At 60.5% G+C, this 20,159-nt stretch carries 19 protein-coding genes; 8 read left to right on the top strand and 11 right to left on the bottom strand.

The genetic code is table 11. From position 1 onward, the window contains the following. Positions 1-410: 410 nt before the first annotated feature. Positions 411-1,187, bottom strand: a complete 777-nt coding sequence (locus NH8B_RS12215) for an SDR family NAD(P)-dependent oxidoreductase (protein ID WP_014087588.1) — start codon at positions 1,185-1,187, stop codon at positions 411-413. A gap of 15 nt (positions 1,188-1,202) precedes the next feature. After that, on the bottom strand, positions 1,203-2,594 hold the full coding sequence (locus tag NH8B_RS12210; protein ID WP_014087587.1) for a purine-cytosine permease family protein: 1,392 nt from the start codon (positions 2,592-2,594) through the stop codon (positions 1,203-1,205). Between the two features lie 360 nt (positions 2,595-2,954). On the opposite strand from NH8B_RS12210, the gene NH8B_RS12205 reads away from it, so the two are divergent. Further along, positions 2,955-3,716 carry a class II glutamine amidotransferase gene (locus NH8B_RS12205; protein ID WP_014087586.1) on the top strand — a complete coding sequence of 254 codons (762 nt, stop codon included), beginning with the start codon at positions 2,955-2,957 and terminating at the stop codon, positions 3,714-3,716. Between the two features lie 217 nt (positions 3,717-3,933). Here the strand turns inward: NH8B_RS12205 and NH8B_RS12200 are convergent, their stop codons facing one another. Continuing rightward, complete coding sequence (locus NH8B_RS12200; RefSeq protein WP_014087585.1) at positions 3,934-4,629, bottom strand: TetR/AcrR family transcriptional regulator; 696 nt, start codon at positions 4,627-4,629, stop codon at positions 3,934-3,936. Positions 4,630-4,768: 139 nt separating this feature from the next. On the opposite strand from NH8B_RS12200, the gene NH8B_RS12195 reads away from it, so the two are divergent. Beyond that, positions 4,769-5,308 carry a PaaI family thioesterase gene (locus NH8B_RS12195; protein WP_232503460.1) on the top strand — a complete coding sequence of 180 codons (540 nt, stop codon included), beginning with the start codon at positions 4,769-4,771 and terminating at the stop codon, positions 5,306-5,308. Positions 5,309-5,494: 186 nt separating this feature from the next. Here NH8B_RS12195 and NH8B_RS12190 read toward each other — a convergent pair whose 3' ends face one another. From NH8B_RS12190 to NH8B_RS12155, 8 genes are all read right to left on the bottom strand, one after another. Beyond that, positions 5,495-5,935: a DMT family transporter gene (locus NH8B_RS12190; protein ID WP_014087583.1), complete on the bottom strand. Its 441-nt coding sequence runs from the start codon at positions 5,933-5,935 to the stop codon at positions 5,495-5,497. 63 nt (positions 5,936-5,998) lie between these two features. Beyond that, entirely contained in the window at positions 5,999-6,529 is a 531-nt protein-coding gene (locus NH8B_RS12185; protein ID WP_014087582.1) for a GNAT family N-acetyltransferase, read from the bottom strand. Continuing rightward, a complete protein-coding gene (locus tag NH8B_RS12180; RefSeq protein ID WP_014087581.1) occupies positions 6,529-7,113 on the bottom strand; it encodes a helix-turn-helix domain-containing protein in 585 nt (194 codons plus the stop codon). Before NH8B_RS12180 ends, NH8B_RS12185 begins: the two co-directional genes overlap by 1 nt. Positions 7,114-7,324: 211 nt before the next feature. Beyond that, entirely contained in the window at positions 7,325-8,233 is a 909-nt protein-coding gene (locus NH8B_RS12175; RefSeq protein WP_232503459.1) for a DMT family transporter, read from the bottom strand. A 130-nt stretch (positions 8,234-8,363) separates the two neighbouring features. Then, entirely contained in the window at positions 8,364-9,302 is a 939-nt protein-coding gene (locus NH8B_RS12170; protein WP_014087579.1) for an ornithine cyclodeaminase family protein, read from the bottom strand. Between the two features lie 3 nt (positions 9,303-9,305). Continuing rightward, a complete protein-coding gene (locus NH8B_RS12165; RefSeq protein WP_014087578.1) occupies positions 9,306-10,370 on the bottom strand; it encodes a proline racemase family protein in 1,065 nt (354 codons plus the stop codon). A 200-nt stretch (positions 10,371-10,570) separates the two neighbouring features. Then, positions 10,571-11,554, bottom strand: a complete 984-nt coding sequence (locus NH8B_RS12160) for a LysR substrate-binding domain-containing protein (RefSeq protein WP_014087577.1) — start codon at positions 11,552-11,554, stop codon at positions 10,571-10,573. Between the two features lie 367 nt (positions 11,555-11,921). Beyond that, a complete protein-coding gene (locus NH8B_RS12155; protein WP_014087576.1) occupies positions 11,922-13,361 on the bottom strand; it encodes a MocR-like pyridoxine biosynthesis transcription factor PdxR in 1,440 nt (479 codons plus the stop codon). 116 nt (positions 13,362-13,477) lie between these two features. Between NH8B_RS12155 and NH8B_RS12150 the strand changes: the two genes are divergently transcribed. The 6 genes from NH8B_RS12150 (at position 13,478) to NH8B_RS12125 (ending at position 20,159) form a co-directional block, all read left to right on the top strand. Beyond that, the gene (locus tag NH8B_RS12150) at positions 13,478-13,915 is read left to right on the top strand and encodes a carboxymuconolactone decarboxylase family protein (RefSeq protein WP_008952965.1); all 438 of its coding nucleotides are present in this window, start codon (positions 13,478-13,480) and stop codon (positions 13,913-13,915) included. A 98-nt stretch (positions 13,916-14,013) separates the two neighbouring features. Further along, complete coding sequence (locus NH8B_RS12145) at positions 14,014-14,769, top strand: SDR family oxidoreductase (RefSeq protein ID WP_014087575.1); 756 nt, start codon at positions 14,014-14,016, stop codon at positions 14,767-14,769. Between the two features lie 34 nt (positions 14,770-14,803). Continuing rightward, positions 14,804-15,220, top strand: coding sequence for a cupin domain-containing protein (locus NH8B_RS12140; protein ID WP_014087574.1), 417 nt, complete (start codon positions 14,804-14,806; stop codon positions 15,218-15,220). Positions 15,221-15,628: 408 nt separating this feature from the next. Continuing rightward, positions 15,629-16,660, top strand: coding sequence for a 2,3-diaminopropionate biosynthesis protein SbnA (sbnA, locus tag NH8B_RS12135; RefSeq protein ID WP_014087573.1), 1,032 nt, complete (start codon positions 15,629-15,631; stop codon positions 16,658-16,660). An 11-nt stretch (positions 16,661-16,671) separates the two neighbouring features. Continuing rightward, positions 16,672-17,685: a 2,3-diaminopropionate biosynthesis protein SbnB gene (gene sbnB / locus NH8B_RS12130; RefSeq protein WP_014087572.1), complete on the top strand. Its 1,014-nt coding sequence runs from the start codon at positions 16,672-16,674 to the stop codon at positions 17,683-17,685. A 14-nt stretch (positions 17,686-17,699) separates the two neighbouring features. Further along, a complete protein-coding gene (locus NH8B_RS12125) occupies positions 17,700-20,159 on the top strand; it encodes a Pls/PosA family non-ribosomal peptide synthetase (protein WP_014087571.1) in 2,460 nt (819 codons plus the stop codon).

Here is a 20,159-nt window from a genome sequence, read left to right as displayed (position 1 = left end):
TGGCATATGGCATCTTTCAAATTCGACGATGGATTGCAATCTTGCAAGCGCAAATCAGCAAGCTGGCTCCGCCATTGCCCCACTGGGCAATTCATCACGGGATGCCTTTTCAGGTTTGATCAGCCGCACCATGACAGCAATCTGCAGCGAGGCCAGCCACAAGAAGGCAATGCAAAAACCTGAATGTCATCTACCTTTGTGATCTGGAACGACCCGTTCCACCTGCGCCACGATGGCTGCACGCAAGCATGGCATGTGACGATTTCAGAGCAGGCATCACCAGGCGCGGGCGACCCAATACTATCCAGCCATTTCCGCTCCAGCGGATGCCGTGCCTGCGACAACAAGAATGCAAAAAACGTCACCTCAAGTGATTGAGGTGACGTTACGGTAAAACCGACTCTGGGACGCTACATGGCAGAGAACCCGTTATCGACAAACAGATGCGTGCCATTCACGAAGCTGGATTCGTCAGATGCCAGGAACAAGGCGGCACTGGCGACTTCGGAAGGTTCGCATAGCCGCCCCTGTTGCTGAATAATCGCGGCTTCGCTGACATCCACACCCATGGCCTGAAGATCTTGCAATTCCTTCATGCCATGCGGCGTGCGGATAAAGCCGGGGGCAATGGCATTACAGCGAATGCCTTTGTCGCGATACTCCACCGCAATGGCTCTGGCAAACATGTGACAAGCGCCTTTGGTGGCATCGTAGAGCACCTCGCCGGGCGTGGCGCAGACGGCAGAAATCGACGAGGTGCACACAATGCTGCCTTTGCCTTTTCTGAGCATCTGGGGCAATACGGCTTGCGTCATCAGGAACATGCTTTTGACGTTGACACCCATCAGCCAGTCCCATTCGCTTTCCTGAATCTCCAGAAAGGGTTTTACAATCAGCGTTCCGGCATGGTTGAACAGAATATCGGCGTCACCATAGCGGGCCTGTATTTCTGCAATCACCGCCATGACTTCTGCTTGCTTGGCCACATCAGCGTAGTGCGCCGATGCCGCACCGCCCTGATCGCGAATTTCTGCGGCCACCGCTCTGGCCAGCTCGATATTCCGATCGACAATGACCACCTTTGAACCTTCGCGGGCAAAGAGTTGTGCTGCTGCCGCACCGCAGCCACTGGCGCCACCACTGATGATGGCTGTTTTGCCGGCAAGGCGTCCTGACATATTCGACATTTTTATCCTGCCTGTTTAGCGAGTGGGTTCAGAGGCCAATTCGGCGCTTTCAAACACGTCCAGATGCAGCTGTTTGTTGCGGTTGACGAGGTAGTACAACACGCCAGGAATCACCAGAGCCGGCAGCCAGGAAATATCGGTACCTACCACCAGGTCAATCGGACCCTTGTAGAAAGACAGCTCCATGAACGGAATCTGTGCCACCACGGCAATTGCATAGATGGAAAGGGTATTCCAGTTCACCTTGCCGTAAATGCTATTGACGTCATACATCGCCGGTACGCTGTAACGGCCCTTGCGGATCAGGTAGTAATCCACCAGGTTGATGGCACTCCAGGGCACAAGCACATAAACCTGGCCGATCAGGATGTCGCTGAAGTAGGCGTTGAAGTTGTACTGGGCGGCAATGGCGATCCAGGTCACGATAATGGCGACGATGGTCATGATGATGAACTTGGCCAGCATGCCAACCTTGGTGGCGCCCTTGAAGCCGGTAAAGATGGTGGTGGTGGACATGTACGAGCTGTACAGGTTCATCACGTTCCATTCCAGCACGCCGATGATGATCACGTAGTAGGCCAGCTGCTGATGTTCCGGGAACAGTTTGGCAATGGCGCTGCCCGGATCGGTGGTGACATCCATCGCAGCGGCGGCCATGATGGCGCCCAGCAGCATGACAACGGTGGAGCCGACCACAATACCCAGGTAGCTGTACCAGAAAGTCGATCGGGTAGAGATGCTGGATGGCAGGTAACGCGAGTAATCGGCCACGTAAGGACCGGCACCCAAGGTCCACGAGGCAGCCTGGGTTACCACCAGGCAGAAGGTGGCAAACTTGAAGGTGCTGCCCGATACCATCCACACCCCGGCCGGCAGGCCTTTCTGCAGCACGATATAGGCGGCCATCACAAAAATGACGCCAGAAATAGCACTCATGAGGGCGCCGATTTTGTGGATCAGCTCATAGCCGATGAAACCGACCACCAGCGTGAGTGCGCCGAACAGGATAATCGCGTCGTTATCCGAGACAGGCACCACCGCCTTGATGGAGTCCCGCATCACCACGCCATTGGCCGCGGTGAACAGGATGTACGCCAGCACCACAATGGCAAGCGGCACCCCGGCGCCGATCACGCCAAACTGCGCCCGGCTTTGAATCATCTGCGGAATGCCCAGATGCGGCCCCTGCGCGGAGTGGGCTGCCATGAAGATGGAGCCGATCAGGTTGCCCAGGACCAGCCCGATGAATGTCCAGCCAAGGTTAAGCCCTGCCACCACGCCCAGCGCACCAATCACCATGGTTGTCACTTGCATATTGGCACTGCACCAAATGGTAAACAGCCGTTTGGCTGAACCATAACGTTCATTCTCCGGAATGAACTCAACACTTCTGTTTTCGATCTCCATATATTTCCCCGTCCGGATGTGTAATAAATTTTTTCCGTAAGACCGCACTCAGTCGAAAAGATGAGCCAGCGATCCATGGGGGAAAATCTAAGTCAAGGCAGTGGCAGCCACTATCAGATATTGGCAAGGGTGGAAAACATTGTATGGATTGGTCAGCCGTACTTGACGAAAGGAACGGGAGGTCCGCTGTTGTAGGCCTTGAGCGACGCTGACGTGTGGGGCGCCCACCTGGCGCCCAATATTGTGATGGGGCAGTGCCATAATGGATTTTTACCCCGGAGTCCGATCATGTGCCGCTGGCTCGCTTACTCGGGAAACCCCGTTCCGCTTGAAACGGTACTGTTTCAAGCAAAACATTCCTTGATCGATCAGAGCCTGCACTCACGGCTCAGCGTCTCGACCACCAATGGCGACGGTTTTGGCCTTGGCTGGTACGGCCACCCGGGCGAGACGCCATATCGCTACCGCAGCGTGCACCCGGCGTGGAACGACCCCAACCTGCGCGAGGCGGCGCGCGCCATCCATTCGCCGCTTTTTCTGGCCCACATCCGCGCCGCCACCGATACGCCGGTGCAGGAGACCAACTGCCATCCGTTCCGGCACGGGCACTGGCTGTTCGTTCACAATGGCCTGGTGCGCAACTACCACGCCGTGCGTCGCGACCTGATGCTGGCGGTGGCCCCCGAACTGTTTGCCTCGATAGAGGGGACGACCGATTCCGAGCTGTTGTTCTTTCTCGCCTTGACGTATGGCCTGGCGACCGAGCCGGTGCCGGCGCTGGAGCGGATGGCGGCGCTGGTCGAGGAGACTGGGCGGCGCCATGGGGTGGAAGCGCCGCTGACCATGACGATGTGCGCGACCGATGGGCAGCAGATGGTCGCCGTGCGCTATTCCAGCGAGACACAGTCGCGCTCGCTGTTTCACAGCACGTCGTTTCACCACCTGCACGAACTGTATCCGGACGACCCGCGTATCACGGCGGCCGGCGACGATGCCTTCCTCGTGCTGTCCGAACCGCTTGTCGACCTGCCCGAGGTGTGGGAGGAGGTGCCGGAGCAAACCGCCATTGTGGCGCGTGCCGGCACGATCATGCAGCACCGCTTCAACCCTCATCTGCCCTGAGACGCCAGGGGCGCCTGGATGATTTTCATTCTGCGTCGACGCTAGAGGAACGGTCGGTATGTGGCTTCGCTGGGGCGTTCGGGTCCGACAGGGAGGGGGAGCTTTGGCCAGCCTACTCAATCCAGACCTTCGTATCTTCAAGGCTTCAGGGGCGCTCACAAATTACAGCTGTCAGCGCGCAGGCTGGGTGCGTTCAACGACTACCTGGCCTTTGGCTCTATACGCGAGACGTCGAGAGCCGCTGAATGAGTGAATCCATGTATTGCACAAAGAGTGCGTCCGGGTTCTGTTTGAACAGACGAATACGCCCCGTGTTGTTTAGCACGAGAATACCCACGATGTGCGCAAACACAGCCGTGGTCTCGATGAGCGCCTTATCGGCGGCGAGGCCCAATGCTTCCAGTTCGTTCTGGACAGGTCGCAGGGCAGCCATCAACTGCTCATTCAGTTGCTGGTTGAGTTCAGGCGTCAGGCCCCTGGGCTTCATGCCGTCGAAAAGGTAGAACCCCAGGTCCAGTTCTTTGGGATTGTTCCGATAGAACACGTAGAAGGCTTCGGCCTTGGCGCGGAGCAGGTCGGTTGCCGTGGCGAACTGTGCCTTGCCTCGGGTGCCGGCATCGGCTGCCTCAACAACTTGGTTCAGGCGCTGCAAGGACTCGCCAAGCAGGGCGCCGTAGATTTCTTCCAGGTTGGCAAAGTAGCTGTAAATTGCCCCTGGCGTATATCCGGCCCGCTTGGCGATTTCCCGCAGGCTTGCCCCATCCAGCCCCAGCTCGAAAAACGCTGTACGGGCTGCATCCAGTATGAGGGTTCGTCGCACCTGATTAAGCGCATTTTCCCTGGCCGCCCGTGACTCGGCGGTGGCAGCAGTTCTCCGAGCGCTAACTTTTTGACTTGCAGTTGACTTGGTCATGCGCCTGATTCTACGCTGCAATCATAAATTGAACAGTGTTCATTTAAATAAATGCCGTGTATGTTTGGCGGTTATGTCAGCAACGGGCACCCGTAGGTTTGATGGGGGGTATGGTTTTCGGGAATCCCGGAGAAAGGGCATGCCCATCGTCTTATGGATGGGGATGAGCCGGTCGTTGATGCCCTGTTGCTTCGGCTTGGCATTCATGTCCTGGCTGTCATCTATTCTCCCCAAAACAAAATCAGGTTTCAGGAGTGAACCCATGCCTGCAACGAAAGAAGAGGTTGCCGCATTCATGGCAGCTGAATTTCCGCAAAGCAAGTGTGTAGTTGAAGCGGTTGGCGATGATGGGGCCACGGTTTCGCATCATGTTGGCCCAGGTGAGTTGCGCCCAGGCGGAACGGTTTCGGGTCCAGTGCTGATGGGCGTGGCGGATGTAGCGCTGTACGTGGCCATCCTCGGCAAAATTGGCATCGTGCCGTTGGCTGTGACTACCAGTCTCACCATCAACTTTCTGCGCAAGCCATCTGCCGATGCTCACATCATTGCTGAGTGCAAGCTTATGAAAGTCGGCCGTACGTTGGCTGTCGGTGAGGTTTCACTGTACTCGAAAGGTTCAAGTGAGCCGGTGGCTCACGTTGTGGGAACGTATTCCATTCCGCCTGAACGCGATAGCTAAGAGCCTGTTCAAGGTCTTTGCAGTCCGTTTGTGTCCTCTCTGCGCTCGTCTGCCTTTGCCAGTTAACGAGCTGGCCTTGCCTGGAACAATTACTGCAATCAATGCATCAATGAACTGCATGAATGCCATGTTGTTCAATCGTGCCTGACCGCAATGCCGACAGGGACAAGATCGACCTGCATGCTTTTACCCCTTCCCCCGAAGGATAAGGACTGCGCCGGCGACGAGAAGCGCCGCCCCCAGCAGTGAGAGGGCGCTGGGTGGCGTCTGTGCCTTGTAGGCATCCGCCAGCAGGCCGGTGCCGAGCTGACTGGCGACCAGCACGGCAATGGTCACCGATGCCCCCACCGACTGGTAGCCCATGATTCCGGCAAAGACAAAAAACGAGCCCAGCAGGCCAGGCAGAACAACCCAGGGGCGGATCGCCTGGATGGTTTCACTGACGCCCGCCAAGCCGTTGCGGGCCAGCAAGGTGCCCAATAATAGCGCCAGCCCCATTGCGGAGTTGATGACCAGCGTAATGATGACTGTCGAGACGGACTCGGTTATCCGCACCATCAACAGGTTTTGTATCACCAGCGCCACCCCGGCTGCGGTCAGCAGGGGGAAAACAAGATAAGCATTCATGATCTGCGCTCCTTGCCTGCCAGCCTTGGCGCCGGCACCAAGATCACCAACCGGCACCGGGCATTAGCCATCCACAGGCGTATGCGGCGTATCTAGCAGCAACTGATAGAAGGCCAGATCAAGCCAGCGGCCAAACTTGAAACCCACCTCGGGCAGGGTGGCGACGTGCTTGAAGCCCAGCCGTTCATGCAGGGCAATGCTGCCGGCGTTGCTGGCGTCGATGCCGCCCATCATGGCGTGCACATCGTTTTGCCGCGCGGCGGCAATCAGTGCCTTCATCACCGTGTTGCCCAGGCCCTGGCCACGATAATCCTTGTGCACGTAGACGGAGTGTTCAACCGAGTACTTGAATGCCGGCCATGCCCGGAAGGTGCCGTAGCTGCCAAATGCCAGCAGCTGGCCATCGCTGTCTTCAACGCCGATGACAGGAAAACCGCCTTGTCTCTTGGTTTCAAACCAGCTCACCATGCTCTCGGCCGGGCGGGGCTTGTAGTCGTATAACGCGGTCGAGTTGACGATGGCGTCATTGAAGATATCCAGGATGGCTGCCGCATGGCGGTCAAAATCGCAATCAACAAGCCTGTGCTCACTCATTACTGTCTCCCTGTCGAGGATGGTGTTGCGGTTAGCGCGATGAGGTAACGCGCCGAACGTGAAGTGGGGTTGTGGAACACGATCTGTTGGCCAAGCACCATCGCGAGACAGTCGCCAGGCTGGAGATGCCATGTCCGTCCCTCTACCGTGATGTCCATTTCGCCATCGAGCATCCAGATCTGCTGGTGGGTGACGATGCTGCGCATTGCATTGTCAAAAGTTACCTTTTGCCCGGGCTGGAAGGTCACTTCGGCCAACTCGATCGGAGACCCATAGCCAGGTGGTGACAACTGGCGTCGAAGGTAACCGGACGCAGGGTCTTGCCAGACAGGCTGTTCTTCAGCGCGCGATAGTGGCGAGGCCACAAGCGCTTCTGCTTCTTCTGAGAACAGCGAGGCCAGACTCACGCCCAGCGCATCGGCAAGTTTATTGAGCACCGCCGCAGTGGCACTGGTTTCTGCACGCTCGATCAGTGAAATCATCGAGCGACTGACGCCACTGAGCTCGGCGAGCTTTTCCAGGGAGTAAGCGCGGTTCTTTCGCAGGGAGTGGATGCGATTGGCGAGGCGGGTGTCTAGATTCATAATTCCAATATACAGGAATTAAAATCTAGAAAACAAGAATTTTTTGTGGACCCAGTGACGACGGCTTGGTGAGGGTTTTCACGAAGAGGGGTAATGGTGCCGCCTTGACAAGGTCTGGCACCGTGCCGGGCCTGACGGTTAGGAGCAGGGGGGCAGTACCGTGGTGTGGCTCCTTTTCCTGAACAGCCGGTTTTGCCTGATCAATCGAAGCTTACAGCGGCACGGCTTCTTTCCGAGCGACCTGTTGGCGGCCCACTTCCAGCATGGCAATGCTGCCGAAGATCACGATGACCGCCAGTATTTCCAACAACCCGACTCGTTCACCCGCAGCCCAGCCGATGAGAAGCGCCACAATGGGGGTCATGTAAATCCAGCCCGAGGCCGCCACAGCGCCCAGTTCCTGAAGCAGGAAGTAGTAAAGGACAAATGATGCGCCGGTACCCAACAATCCCAGTCCGATCGCCAAGCCCGCCGCCGCGCGCCAGTCGAGCAGTATTTGGCTGATGCCACTGACGTCGGTAAAGAGAAGCAGCATCAGAAAGGCAAGGCCTGTCTGCCATGTGACGATGGCCAACGGGGCAATGTTAATCGGGGACAGATAGCGCCGAACGTAGATATACGACAGCCCAAAAACCATCGCGCCCGCCAGTATCCACGCCACGCCCGCCAAACTGATGGCGTCGCCAGCACTCATGCCCTCCCAGGGACGCGCAATCAGTACCATGCCTGTCAGCCCCACCACGACGCTGCACACCATCATCCGGTTCATTTTTTCATGACGGAGAAACAGCCCCGATGCCAGAACGGTAAACAAGGGGGATGATCCTCCCAGCACGCCGGCGATGCCGGACGGAAGCAGAGAGGTGCCCTTTGCCATGGCAAAGTAGGTGAAGGCCGTCGCCAGGGCCGCCATCACCGAGAAGTGATGCAAATAGCGCACCTGATCGCGTCTGATTACCCCGTTACGCCATGCCAAAATGGTCAAGGGTACGAAGCCAAAAAAGACACGCAAAAGCGATATCTGACCTGGGCTGACAAGCACAGCCGCCCACTTCGTATAGATGAAATTGGATCCCCCGAATAATCCAAGGAGAACGAAGGCGGCATAGAGGCGTTTCAAGATAGTGTCCAAACGGTAATCGTTGTCGAGAAGCGTTGCAGCAATGCTGCACACGGCCGGTTCACCTACAGATGAACTCCAATGTCATTGACCGCCTTAAGCGGCATGTTCCGCTCGTCACAAATACGTTCTATTTAGCGAGAGCGTTCAGTCGATCCACAACCAGTTGGCTGACGATGAGATCCAAGTGCGCACCTCCGGCATTTTTGTAAACCGTGCGATCCTCCGCCGAGCGATGGAACGCCGGCATCTGGCACAGATCGAACAGGTCGCCTTCGATTTGGTCTGCCTTGATTATGTGCGCCTGCAGCGGAATCTGGATGTCACCGGAATGGGCCGCATTCTCGTGGTCATCCACAAAGATCCGGGCACCTCTGAGCACCTCGCAATCGGCCTCCTGCATGTCTGGCCGGTACCCTCCGACCAGATCAACGTGAGTACCAGGGCGAACAAACTTGCCGCGGATAGTGGGGGTGGCTGCACTGGTGGCTGCCGTAATGATGTCTGCGCGGGCTACCGCCGCATCCAAGTCTTCGACAATACGTGCCTGGATGTTTTTTGCCGCAAGCTCTGCGCGCACGGCATCCAGCTTGGAGGGGGTGCGATTCCACAGCAGCACTTCACGGATGGACGGCCGGATGTGCAGATACGCATCGGTCAATGACCTGGCGACCGGACCGGCCCCCAGGACAAGAAGCACCTCGCTGTTCTCGCGACTGAGTCTTCTTGCCGCCAGCGCGGAATCGGCCGCGGTTTTCCAGCGCGTGATTTCCGGGCCATCCAGCATGGCGACGATGCCCTTGGTGCGCTCGTCCAGAATCAAAAATGCGGCCTGCTCCGTTGGCAGGGGTGGACTGGCAGTGCTATTCGCCGGATAGATGGAGGCCATTTTGAACCCCGCCCCCTTGCCCGGCAGAATGACGCCTCGGCTGAACAGGCCAAAGCGGGCGTCCCCAATGAAGTAACTATCGCCGATGGGCCGCAAACCAAGATGTCCGTTGTGCAATGCATTGAGCACCCCGTCCCAATCCAGTGCCGACCGGATTTGCTCTGCTGAAATGATCTGCATGAGTCACTCTCCTTCTTGCGGCCAGATGTCGCCCAGGGTGTAACCCTGGGGGAAGGGGTCGTCGTGGTCCAGCACGATGGTGCTGATGCCATGAATCCAGCTGGTGCCGGCCAGTGTGGGCACTACGGCGGCTTTGTCTCCAATGCGGGCATCTTCCTCCAGTCGGCCGGTGTAGACGGTGCCCAGGATGCCCTGATGCCGGAAGTCCTGGTGCAGCGGCAATTCACCCTTGGCGTGCAGCACGGCCATCTTGGCGCAGGTGCCGGTGCCGCAGGGGCAGCGGTCGATCGCGCCGGTCCAGGTGGAGGGGTCATCCCAGGAGAGCGGTCCGGTGGGCATGGTAACCACGTTCTTCCAATCCGCCCGTGGGTCGTCGGTGGGGCCGGAAAGTTGCGAAATGGTAATGCCCACGCCCGGATAATCCGGGTGCGCAACGGGCAGTTGCTCGATGGCCGCCTGCCGGATCATGGCGGAGACCCGCGTGATCTCCTTGCCATGTTCGGGCTTGAGCTCAAGCCCAGGGAACTGGCGCACATCGGCAATGGCGTAGAACATGCCGCCCCAGCCCACATCCACCCGCACCTTGCCCAGGTGTGGCACGTCGATGACGGCATCCAGATGCGCGGCAAAGGCTGGAACGTTCTTGAACTTCACACTCTTGACCTTGCCGTCCTTGCACTCGGCGGTGATGCGGATCAGCCCGGCCGGTGCTTCCAGAGTCAGCTCGGTCACTGGCTCCTGCATCGGCAGCATGCCCATTTCCAGCAACACGGTGGCCACGGAGATGGTATTGCCACCTGACATCATGGGGTACTCCACCTGCTCCAGGATGATGTAGCCCGCATCGGCCTCCGGGTGGCAGGGCGGCACGATGATGTTGCAGCAGTGCGCCGGGTAGCCACGCGGCTCGCGCAACAGCAGCTTGCGCAAGCCGTCATCATTGGCCTCCAGCCATTTCATCTTGGCATGGACGGTGTCACCGGGAATGTGCGGAATGCCGCCGGTGACCACGCGCATGGGAATACCCGAATGTGTTTCCACCGCGTGAATGGTTCTCTTGAATCCCATGTGCTGACTTTCTCTTCCGTGCCATCCGCCCTATGCGGCGCAGAAGAAAATTTATGTCAGCGCTGCGGCTAACTCAAACGACGTTTTCTCCAGTGTTCCTTCAACTTTTGGTTGCACATCGCCACAGCCAAAATGGCGACCAGATGCTGAACAAGGGCGGTTCGGCGCTGGCACGCAGCGTTCCAGACTCAGGGCGGAACTCACTTCAGCGGCAGTGGGCGGGTGGGGTGCAGCGCGAGTTGCTGTTTGATCCACTGGCAAAACTTCTTGCATACGCCGGCATCCACCTTGTCTTTGCGGACAGAAAGGTAGTGACCGCGATCTTTCATCACGGTGGTGTGCGGCAGCGGGCGTACCAAGTCACCGCTTTCCACCAAGGGGCCCACCAGGTGGTGCCAACCCAAAACAACCCCCTGGTGGGCCAGGGCCAACTGTACGATGCCCGGGTAGTCATTGCTGGTGAATAGCTGACGCGGAATGTCTGCGCTCCAACTCGTGTCCACATCATGCAGAGCCAGCCACACTTTCCAGTCGATATGCTCCGAAATCTGCGAACGGCCGTAGGCGCTGATATCCAGCAGTGACAGGCCCAGCAGGTCTTCCGGCGTTTCGATGGGGCCATGGTTCTGCAAATAGTGCGGCGTGCAAACCGGGTAGACCTCATCGTCAAACAAGTGCTCGCTGTCATAGCCATCACGTATGCTGGCCAGCTTGGCGATGTACACATCCGGCCGCACTCCGGCCTCCATGGCGATGAAATTCTGGGTGGCCAACACGGTGAGTTCGATATCCGGATTGTCTTGAATGAATTCGGGCAGCCGTTTGTGCAGCCACAGTGCCGAAAATGTGGGTGAGCAGCACACGATGAGGGTCTGCCGGCTTGGAATTCTCTTCCGCAGACGTTCAGCGGCCTGATGGATATTGATCAATGAAAGCTGGGCCGCATCCTTGAACATCTCGCCATCGGCAGTCAGCGTGACGGCCCTGCCCGAACGGACAAACAGCGCCGTCCCCAGGTAGTCCTCCAGTTCCCGCACTTGCTTGCTCACCGCTGCGGGGGTGACGCTCAATGCATGAGCCGCCCCCGTAAAACTGTTGAACTTTGCAGCAGCTAGAAAGGATTTGATGGCGCGCAGAGAAAGCGCACCGATCAATGTTTCGTTCAATTCAAATTGAGGTGCCATAACGATTGCTACTGACCTAAGGGGGATACTCCGAAATTAGGGACTGCCGGAGACTGCACGTGGCAAGGACACTAATCTCATAGCCTAACAGGCAATGCTCTAGCGCACCGTACTATTGCACCGGATCTGGGGCTGCCACGCACTGGCCAGATTCCCTTGCTGAACGCCAATAGACCGAAAGCATGCGTACTTGGGAGCGGACGATGCTGCCACTGCTCGACCTCGGCCAGCACGTCGTCGGTGATGGTGGGAATCAGGGCGGGCAAGACTTGCCGCCCATTCTTGCGCAGGCCGGCCAAGCCCGATTCACCGAAGTAAGCCGGCCCTTGAGCCGGCACGCCGCGATAAATCGTGTGGCGACGTGCTGTTATCTCTCCGCCAGCCCCGGCAGCACCACCGTCAACCTCCCCAGTGCTACGTTAATAGCGTCGGTGTCGATGCCGCCATAGCCGAACAGTAGCCCTTGCTGTGAGGGCTCTCCGGCATAAAAGGCTGAAATGCCATAAAGTCCGATGGACTCGCTGCGGGCGGCGGCGATGACGTCGCTTTCTTGCAGCCCCTGCTTGAGCCGGGCGATCAGGTGGATGCCGGCGGCGGGGACGATGGGGTCGAGCCATGGGCTGAGTTCGCCCTTGAGATGGGCGAGTAGGGCCTGGCGGCGTGCGGTGTAGTGCTTGTGCATGCGCCGCAGGTGTTTGGCGAAGTCTCCATTCAGCATGAAGCTCGCCAGCGCCGTCTGGGTCAGGGTGCAGCCGTGCCAGTCGCCGATCTGCTTGGCCTTGAGCAGCGCCGCTAGCAGCGAGGAGGGTGGGACGACGTAGCCCATGCGCAGGTCGGGAAAGATGGTTTTGGAGAAGGTGCCGACGTAGGCCACCAGGCCGGCGCGGTCGAGGCTCTTGAGGGGGTCCATCGGCCGCCCTTCGAAGCGGTACTCGCCGTCGTAATCGTCTTCGATGATGACCGCGCCGGAGCGCTGCGCCCATTCCAACAGCGCGATGCGGCGCTCCAGACTCATCGGCATGCCGAGCGGGAACTGGTGCGAGGGCGTGACGTAGACCATGCGGGCGTTTTTCGGCAGTTGCTCGACGATGATTCCCTCCCCATCGACCGGCACCGGCACCACCTTGCCCCCTTGCGCCGTAAAGCAGGCGCGGGCGGGTGGATAGCCGGGGTCTTCCACCGCCACCACGTCGCCCGGTTCAAGCACCACGCGTGCCATCAGGTCCAGCGCCTGCTGTGCGCCCTGGGTGACGATGACCTCTTGCCAGGAGCTGGTGACGGCGCGGTTGAAGGCGAGGTAGCGCGATATGGCGAGGCGCAGCTCCTGTTCGCCGGCCGGGTCGCGGTAGGCGCCGCGCTCCCGGGCTTGTATGCGCAGGGCGTGGTTGATGCAGCGCCGCCAGGTGTCGAAGGGGAACGGCGTCTTGTCGATGACGCCGCCCATGAAGTCGAAGGGCAGGGTGGTGCCGGGTCTGGGCAGGGCCAGCCCGGGGGGGAGCCGGTCCCACAGCGGGGCGGCGGTGGCGCGGGCGGCGGGCTGTTGCGGCGGCTTGGGCGGCAGGCGCGTCAGGCTCCCGGCGATGAAGGTGCCGTCGCCGGGGCGGGTTTGGAGGAAGCCTTCTGAGCCCAGCCGTTCGAACACGTCGAGCGTGGTTTTGCGTGATACGCCGAGCTGCGCCGCCAGGTCGCGCGTCGAGGGCAGGCGCTCGCCGGCGGTGAGACGGCCGGCGAGGATGGCCTCGCGCAGTTGCCGGTAGATCTGCCCGGCAAGGTCATGGCTGCCTTGAATCGTTACCTGGATGTCCATTGCACTGGTTACCTTAAATTTCCCAAAACTGGTTATTTTTACACGCCACGGTACGGCCTAAGCTTACGCTCATAGTCCTGGTTTCAGGACGCAACGTGAACTTAAAGGAGTGAGCCATGGAACAACGTCTCGATTTCTACAAAGCCAGCCCGGGGGCTCTCAAGGCGATGCTGGGTCTCGAAGAGCAGGTCAGCACGTCCGGTCTGGAAAAATCGCTGCTCGAACTGGTGCGCCTGCGCGCCTCGCAGATCAACGGCTGCGCCTTCTGCCTGGACATGCACGTGACCGACGCCCGCAAGAACGGCGAGAGCGAGCGCCGTCTCGCCACCTTGTCGGCGTGGCGCGAAACACCGTTCTTCACCGACCGCGAACGCGCCGCGCTGGAGTGGACCGAGTCTTTGACGCTGGTGGCGCAGGACCATGTGCCGGATGCGACCTGGCAGGCGGTCAAGCCGTACTTCACCGACGCCGAGATCGCCGATCTGACGCTGCTGATCGTGGCCATCAACGGCTGGAACCGGTTTGCCATCGCGTTCCGCAAGATGCCGGCATAACAGGGCAAGTCGTCCCGCGTGGGGTCTTGCTCCTATCTTTTTTATTTGAACTTGACCCCATTCAAGGGGTTTCAGTGGTCGACAACAGAGGGTGAATCATGAAGATCGTTGTCATCGGCGGCACCGGCCTGATCGGCTCGAAGACCGTCCCCATTCTGCGCCAGGCTGGCCACGAAGTCGTCGCCGCCTCGCCCAAAAGCGGCGTCAACACCATCACCGGCGAGGGACTCCAGGAGGTCATGTCCGGTGCGCAGGTGGTGATCGACCTTTCCAATGCGCCCTCTTGGGAAGACCAGGCGGTCCTGGAATTTTTCCAAACGTCCGGCCGCAACGTTCACGCGGCGGAGGCCGCAGCGGGCGTGCAACACCATGTTGCGCTATCCATCGTCGGAACCGACCGGATGCCGGGCAATGGCTATTTTCGCGCCAAGGTCGCCCAGGAGAAACTGATCGAGGCCTCCGGTATCCCCTACACCATCATTCGCTCGACCCAGTTCATGGAATTTCTCGGCGGCATCGCCGATTCAAGTACGGATGGAAACACGGTCAGGCTTGCGCCCGGCCTGTTCCAGCCCATCGCGTCGGACGACGTTGCAGCCCTTGTCGCCGATGTGGCGCTCACGGCGCCGCGAAACGGCATCGTCGAGATCGCGGGCCCGGAACGTGCGCCGTTCAGCGAAATCGTCGCCCGCTATCTGAAGGCGATTGGCGACCGGCGTGAGGTCGTGTCTGACCCCGAGGCCCGATACTTCGGCGGTCGGGTCGAGGAGTATTCGCTGGTGCCGTTGGGTGAGGCACGTCTCGGCAGCATCGGTTTGGATGAATGGTTACGCCGCTCGCAGGCCGGGGCCTGATCCCGCATCCGCCAACCAAATAACAGGAGGTTCCATGAAACGCATTCTTTGTTCGCTGCTGGTTGCCGCCCTACCGTTCGGCAGCGCCCTCGCGGAGACGCCGAAGGCGAAGAACGCCAAGGTGACCCTCGTTTACCAGCACGAGTTGCCGAATGCTCCCGGCAAGAGCATCAAGGGTGTGCTCGTTGAATACGGCCCGGGTGGCTACTCGCCTGGTCACACGCATGCCAAGTCCGCCTTCATCTATGCGACGGTGCTGGAGGGGGCGATCAAGAGCCGAGTGAACGACGGGCCGGTGACGGTCTACAAGGCCGGACAGAATTTCGCCGAGATGCCCGGCGACCGCCACGCCGTCAGCGCCAATGCCAGCGAGACGCAGCCAGCCAAGCTCCTCGCGGTGTTCGTGGTGGATACGGGCGAGGCGGAGTTGACGACTCCCTTCGCGAACTGAGGCATGCAAAGACAGCGGGCCATCGCCAGCACGGCGATGGCCCGTTTGCACGCGACGGCCCGGCCCGGGCATGGAGGTTCGAATACTCGGAAGAGTATGGGAACTTGCCTTGCCGGTCTCGGTCGCATTTAGGTAAGTTCACCGTATCGCACCGCTCAATGGAGACGTTACCGTCTGTATGTGCAACGGTGGGGGCCGAAAGCCCGTTCAAATAAGCGCATGGTTCCTCGATGTTCGAGGCGTTCCATCGCAGCATCAATTACTTAGCGGACACTCAAGAGCGTAGAAGACAGGTCTTCACAGCTCGGGGGAAAGCTGCGTCTTCTATACTCGTGTCCGCGTATTCACTTCGGCTCCCGCGCCGACGCTTACAGCACTCCTGATCGGTCTTGCCATAGGAGTCAGATCATGCGTTTGTCAGCCAACGAGGTAGTCGCGCGGAGTAGGGATGCAGAATTGGACAAGCCCCCGGCGGGAGGCCGGGAGCCCGCGTCCCGTCTTGTCTCCCGCCTCAACATGCTCGGAAAGACCCTGCGACCCACCCCCAATGTGCGATTGGACGTGGCCGGGATGAATCTTTTCGCCAAGCTCGAGTATGTCAACCCGATCGGGAGCATCAAGGACCGCTCCGCTTACTGGATACTCAAACGAGCCGCCGAGCGCGGGCAGATCAACGAAGCGACGACGGTGATTGAGTCCTCGTCCGGCAACTTCGCCAACGCGCTCGCCACGCTCACGCACCTGGTCGGCCTTGAATTCATTCCGGTGATCGACCCCAACATCTCGGGCCTCTACGAGTCTTTCCTGCGACGCTTGTGCCCGACGGTGGTGAAGGTCGAGGAACGTGACGACACCGGCGGATTTCTGAAGACCCGCCTGCAGATGGTGAAGCACCTGTGCGCCACGATTCCGAATGCCTACTGGACCAACCAGTACGGCAACCCGGACGCGCTGGAAGCGCACTACGAGCTCACGGCGGGCGAGATCTGCGCCGATTTCGACGCGCTCGATTATGTCTTCGTCGCCGTCAGTACGGCGGGCACCATCGCCGGTGTATCGCGTCGCCTCAAGGAGCATTTCCCGAAGGTCCAGATCGTCGGCGTCGACAGCGAAGGCTCCGTCATCTTTGGCGGGGAGCCTCACAAACGCCATATTCCCGGCATCGGGTCGAGCATCGTCCCCCCCTTGCTGGCGGAGGCGGAGGTTGACGAGGTGGTCTTGATTCCCGAGCGCGAAACCGTCGCAGCGTGCCAGGAACTCCTCACGACTCACGGGCTGTTCGTCGGCGGGTCGAGCGGGACGGCGTTCGCGGCGGTGAAGCGGCTGGCGCCGAAGATGACGGAATCCGGGCGGCCTACCGTGTTGTTCCTGTGCGCCGACCGCGGCACGCCCTACCTCGACACGGTATACGACCCCGCGTGGGCGGCCAGGCTGGAGTAGAGGAGAGTGTCATGGAATTCGAGCTGTCTATCATTAACGGCAAGACCGTTTCCGACATCATCCGCGCCCAGCGCGACGCCTGTGTCGAGATCGTCCGGAACGCCTACCTCGCGCATGCCGGCGGGCATTCCGTCAACCCGGACAGTTACTTTCTGCGTTTCCCCGAGAAGCCGGATTGCCGCATCATCGCGCTGCCGGCCTATCTCGGGGACGGCTTCGATGTGGCCGGGTTGAAGTGGATCGCGAGCTTTCCCGGTAATGTCCAGCGTGGTTTCCCGCGCGCCTCGGCGGTGCTCGTGCTCAATCGCTACGACACCGGCTATCCCTTTGCCATTCTCGAGAGTTCGATCATCTCGGCCTCGCGCACGGCCGCGTCGGCCACCTTGGCCGCGTTCTGGCTGAACGGGCAATCGCGCCGAGCGCGCTCGCTGGGCATCGTGGGCAACGGGTTCATCGCCCGTTACGTCTACGAGTTCCTGGTCGATACCGGGTGGGAGATCGAGGAGGTGCAGCTGTACGATCGCTCGCCGCTCGAGAGCGAGAAATTCATCAAGACGGCGTGCCACCCCGAGCGGCACCGCCGGGTGACGGTGGCTCCCGACGTGGAGGGGCTGATCAGGGCCTGTGATCTGATCGTGTTCGCCACCGTCGCTGCGACGCCCCACATCACCGACTCGGCCCTGTTCGAGCACAACCCGCTGGTGTTGCATATCTCCCTGCGCGATCTCGCGCCCGGGATACTGCTGGGTGCACAGAACGTGGTCGACGATGTCGAGCACGTCATGAAGGCCAACACCTCTCCACATCTTGCCCTGCAGCAGACGGGCAACCGCGATTTCGTGACCGGTACGTTGGCCGAAGTCATGCTCGGGAAGTGCTCGGTCGATCGCCGCCGCCCGATCATCTTCTCGCCCTTCGGCATGGGGATACTCGACCTGGCGGTCGGTAAGTGGGTGTACGACCGGGCGGTCGCCGCCGGCCAAGACCTGCGTCTGTCCGACTTCTTCTACGAGGTCGTGCGATGAGGGCCGCAACGACGATGGCGGATCAGCACGGCGGCGGCACCGCCATACGTACAGAAAGCATCCTCGCCGAGGTACTGGCCGGGGTCATGGATATCGACCATGTGCCAGCCGATAGTCACTTTTTCAAGGAGTTGGGGGCCGATTCGCTGGTGATGGCCCATTTCTGCGCACGACTGAGGAAGCGCGGCGACCTGCCGTCGGTATCGATGAAGGATATCTACGCGCACCCGACGATCACAAGCCTGGCCGCGGCACTGGCGGACGCGGCTCCCGTCACCGACAAGCCGCCGGCGGCAGCGTTGGCGCCGGCGACGCCGACCAGCGCGCGCGAGTATGTCGTGTGCAGTGTGCTGCAAGCGTTGTTCTACCTCGGGTATTCCTACCTTGGCGTCATTGCCGCCATTGCGGGCTATCAGTGGCTGGTGGCCGATGCCATGGGCGTCGAGAAGGTGCTACGCCTGGCCCTGTTCGGTAGCGTGGTTTTCTTCGCCGTGAGCGTGCTGCCGATCGCGGTGAAGTGGCTGCTGATCGGCCGCTGGAAGCCGCAGCAGATCCGGCTCTGGAGCTTGGGCTATGTCCGCTTCTGGGTGGTCAAGGCGCTGATCTGGTCGAACCCCGGCGTCTATTTATGCGTCGGTTCGCCCTTGTACAATTTCTACCTGAGGGCGTTGGGGGCGAAAATCGGGCAGGGGGTTGTGATCCTGTCGCGGCACATCCCGGTGTGCACCGACCTGCTCACGATCGGTGCCGGAACCGTGATCCGCCGGGATGCGATGTTTCTCTGCTACCGGGCGCAGGCCGGCCGGATCGAGGCCGGGCCGGTGACGCTGGGCCGGGACGCGTTTGTCGGTGAAATGTCGGTGCTCGACATCGACACGGCCATGGGCGATGGGGCACAGCTCGGTCATACCTCCGCCTTGCACCGCGGCCAGTCGGTGCCGGCCGGCGAGCGCTGGCACGGCTCACCGGCACAGCGCACCGATACCAACTATGTGAGAGTGGCACCGGCGCCGTGCGGCAGGCTGCGTCGAGCCGCGTATGCCGCTTTGACCTTGATCATCGTCCTCTTTGTGTGGGCGCCGCTCCTGGAGTGGGGCCTCGGCCTGCTGTTCCTCCAGGTGTCGTCGCTGGTCGAGATGCTGGACCCAGCCCTGAAAACGAGCGGCGGGGTGTTGACGGCGCGGGGGCTGCTGACCGAGGCGCTGGTGTTCTCGGCGGTCTTCTTCTTCGGCATGCTGCTGGTCGGTCTGCTGGCCCTCGGCACCCTGCCGCGTGTCTTGAACCTGTTCCTCAAGCCGGACACGGTCTACCCGCTCTACGGCTTCCGCTACGCCATGCATCGCGCCATCGCGGGCTTGGGCAGGCTGAGGTTCTTCCCGGTGCTGTTCGGCGACAGTTCGTACATCGTCCACTTCCTGGAGTGGATCGGCTATCGCCTGTCTCCGGTGGTGCAGACCGGGTCGAATTTCGGTAGCGAGGTGATCACCACGAACCCCTTGCTCACCACCGTGGGCAGCGGAACGATGGTCTCCGACGGCCTGTACCTGATCAACGACGAAATCTCCAGCACCTCGTTCAAGGTGTCCCGGACGGCGATTGGGTCGCGCAACTTCGTGGGCAACTACGTGACCTACCCGCCGGGGGCGCGGACGGCCGACAACTGCCTGCTCGCGATCAAGGTGATGGTGCCGCTCGACGGCAAGGTGCGCGAGGGGGTGGGCCTGCTGGGTTCGCCGCCCTTCGAGATTCCGCGCTCGGTCGAGCGCGACAGCCGGTTCGATCATCTGCGGACGGGTGAGGCGATGCGTCGCGGCCTGGCCGCCAAGAACCGCTTCAACCTGCGGACGATCGGCATTTTCCTGCTGACCCGCTGGGTCGGTGTCTTCCTGATCGTGCTCATCGACGTGGCCGCCGTGCGGTTTTTCTACGACGTGTTCGCCCATGTGCTCATGGCGGCGCTCTTCGCGCTGAGCGCGGTTGTCGCCGCGGTCTACTACGCCCTGGTGGAGCGCGGCTTCGAAGCGCTCGGCCCGCCGCCGCCGGCCATCTGCTCCATCTACGACCCGGGTTTCTGGTGGGTCGAGCGCAACTGGAAGCTGCACCCGATCAACTTCCTCCACATCTTCGACGGCACGCCCTTCAAAAGTGTGCTGTGGCGGTTGATCGGGGTGCGCTTGGGCAAGCGGGTATTCGATGACGGTACCCATATTTCCGAGCCGACCCTGACCACCATCGGGGACGAATGCGTTCTCAATCACCGCAGCAAGATCCAGTGCGACTCGCAGGAGGACGGGACCTACAAGTCCGGCCATACCGCGCTCGGCGCTGGTTGCACGCTCGGGGTGGGCGCCTTCGTGCACTACGGCGTGACGATGGGCGACGGTTCGGCACTCGCCGCGGACTCCTTCCTGATGAAGGGGGAGACGGTGCCCGCCAGCGCTCAGTGGGGCGGGAACCCGGCCAGGGAGATCTGA

It is taken from the genome of Pseudogulbenkiania sp. NH8B (assembly GCF_000283535.1).
GTDB classification, from domain to species: Bacteria; Pseudomonadota; Gammaproteobacteria; order Burkholderiales; family Chromobacteriaceae; genus Pseudogulbenkiania; species Pseudogulbenkiania ferrooxidans.
This window is presented reverse-complemented; position numbering and strand designations above follow the sequence as displayed.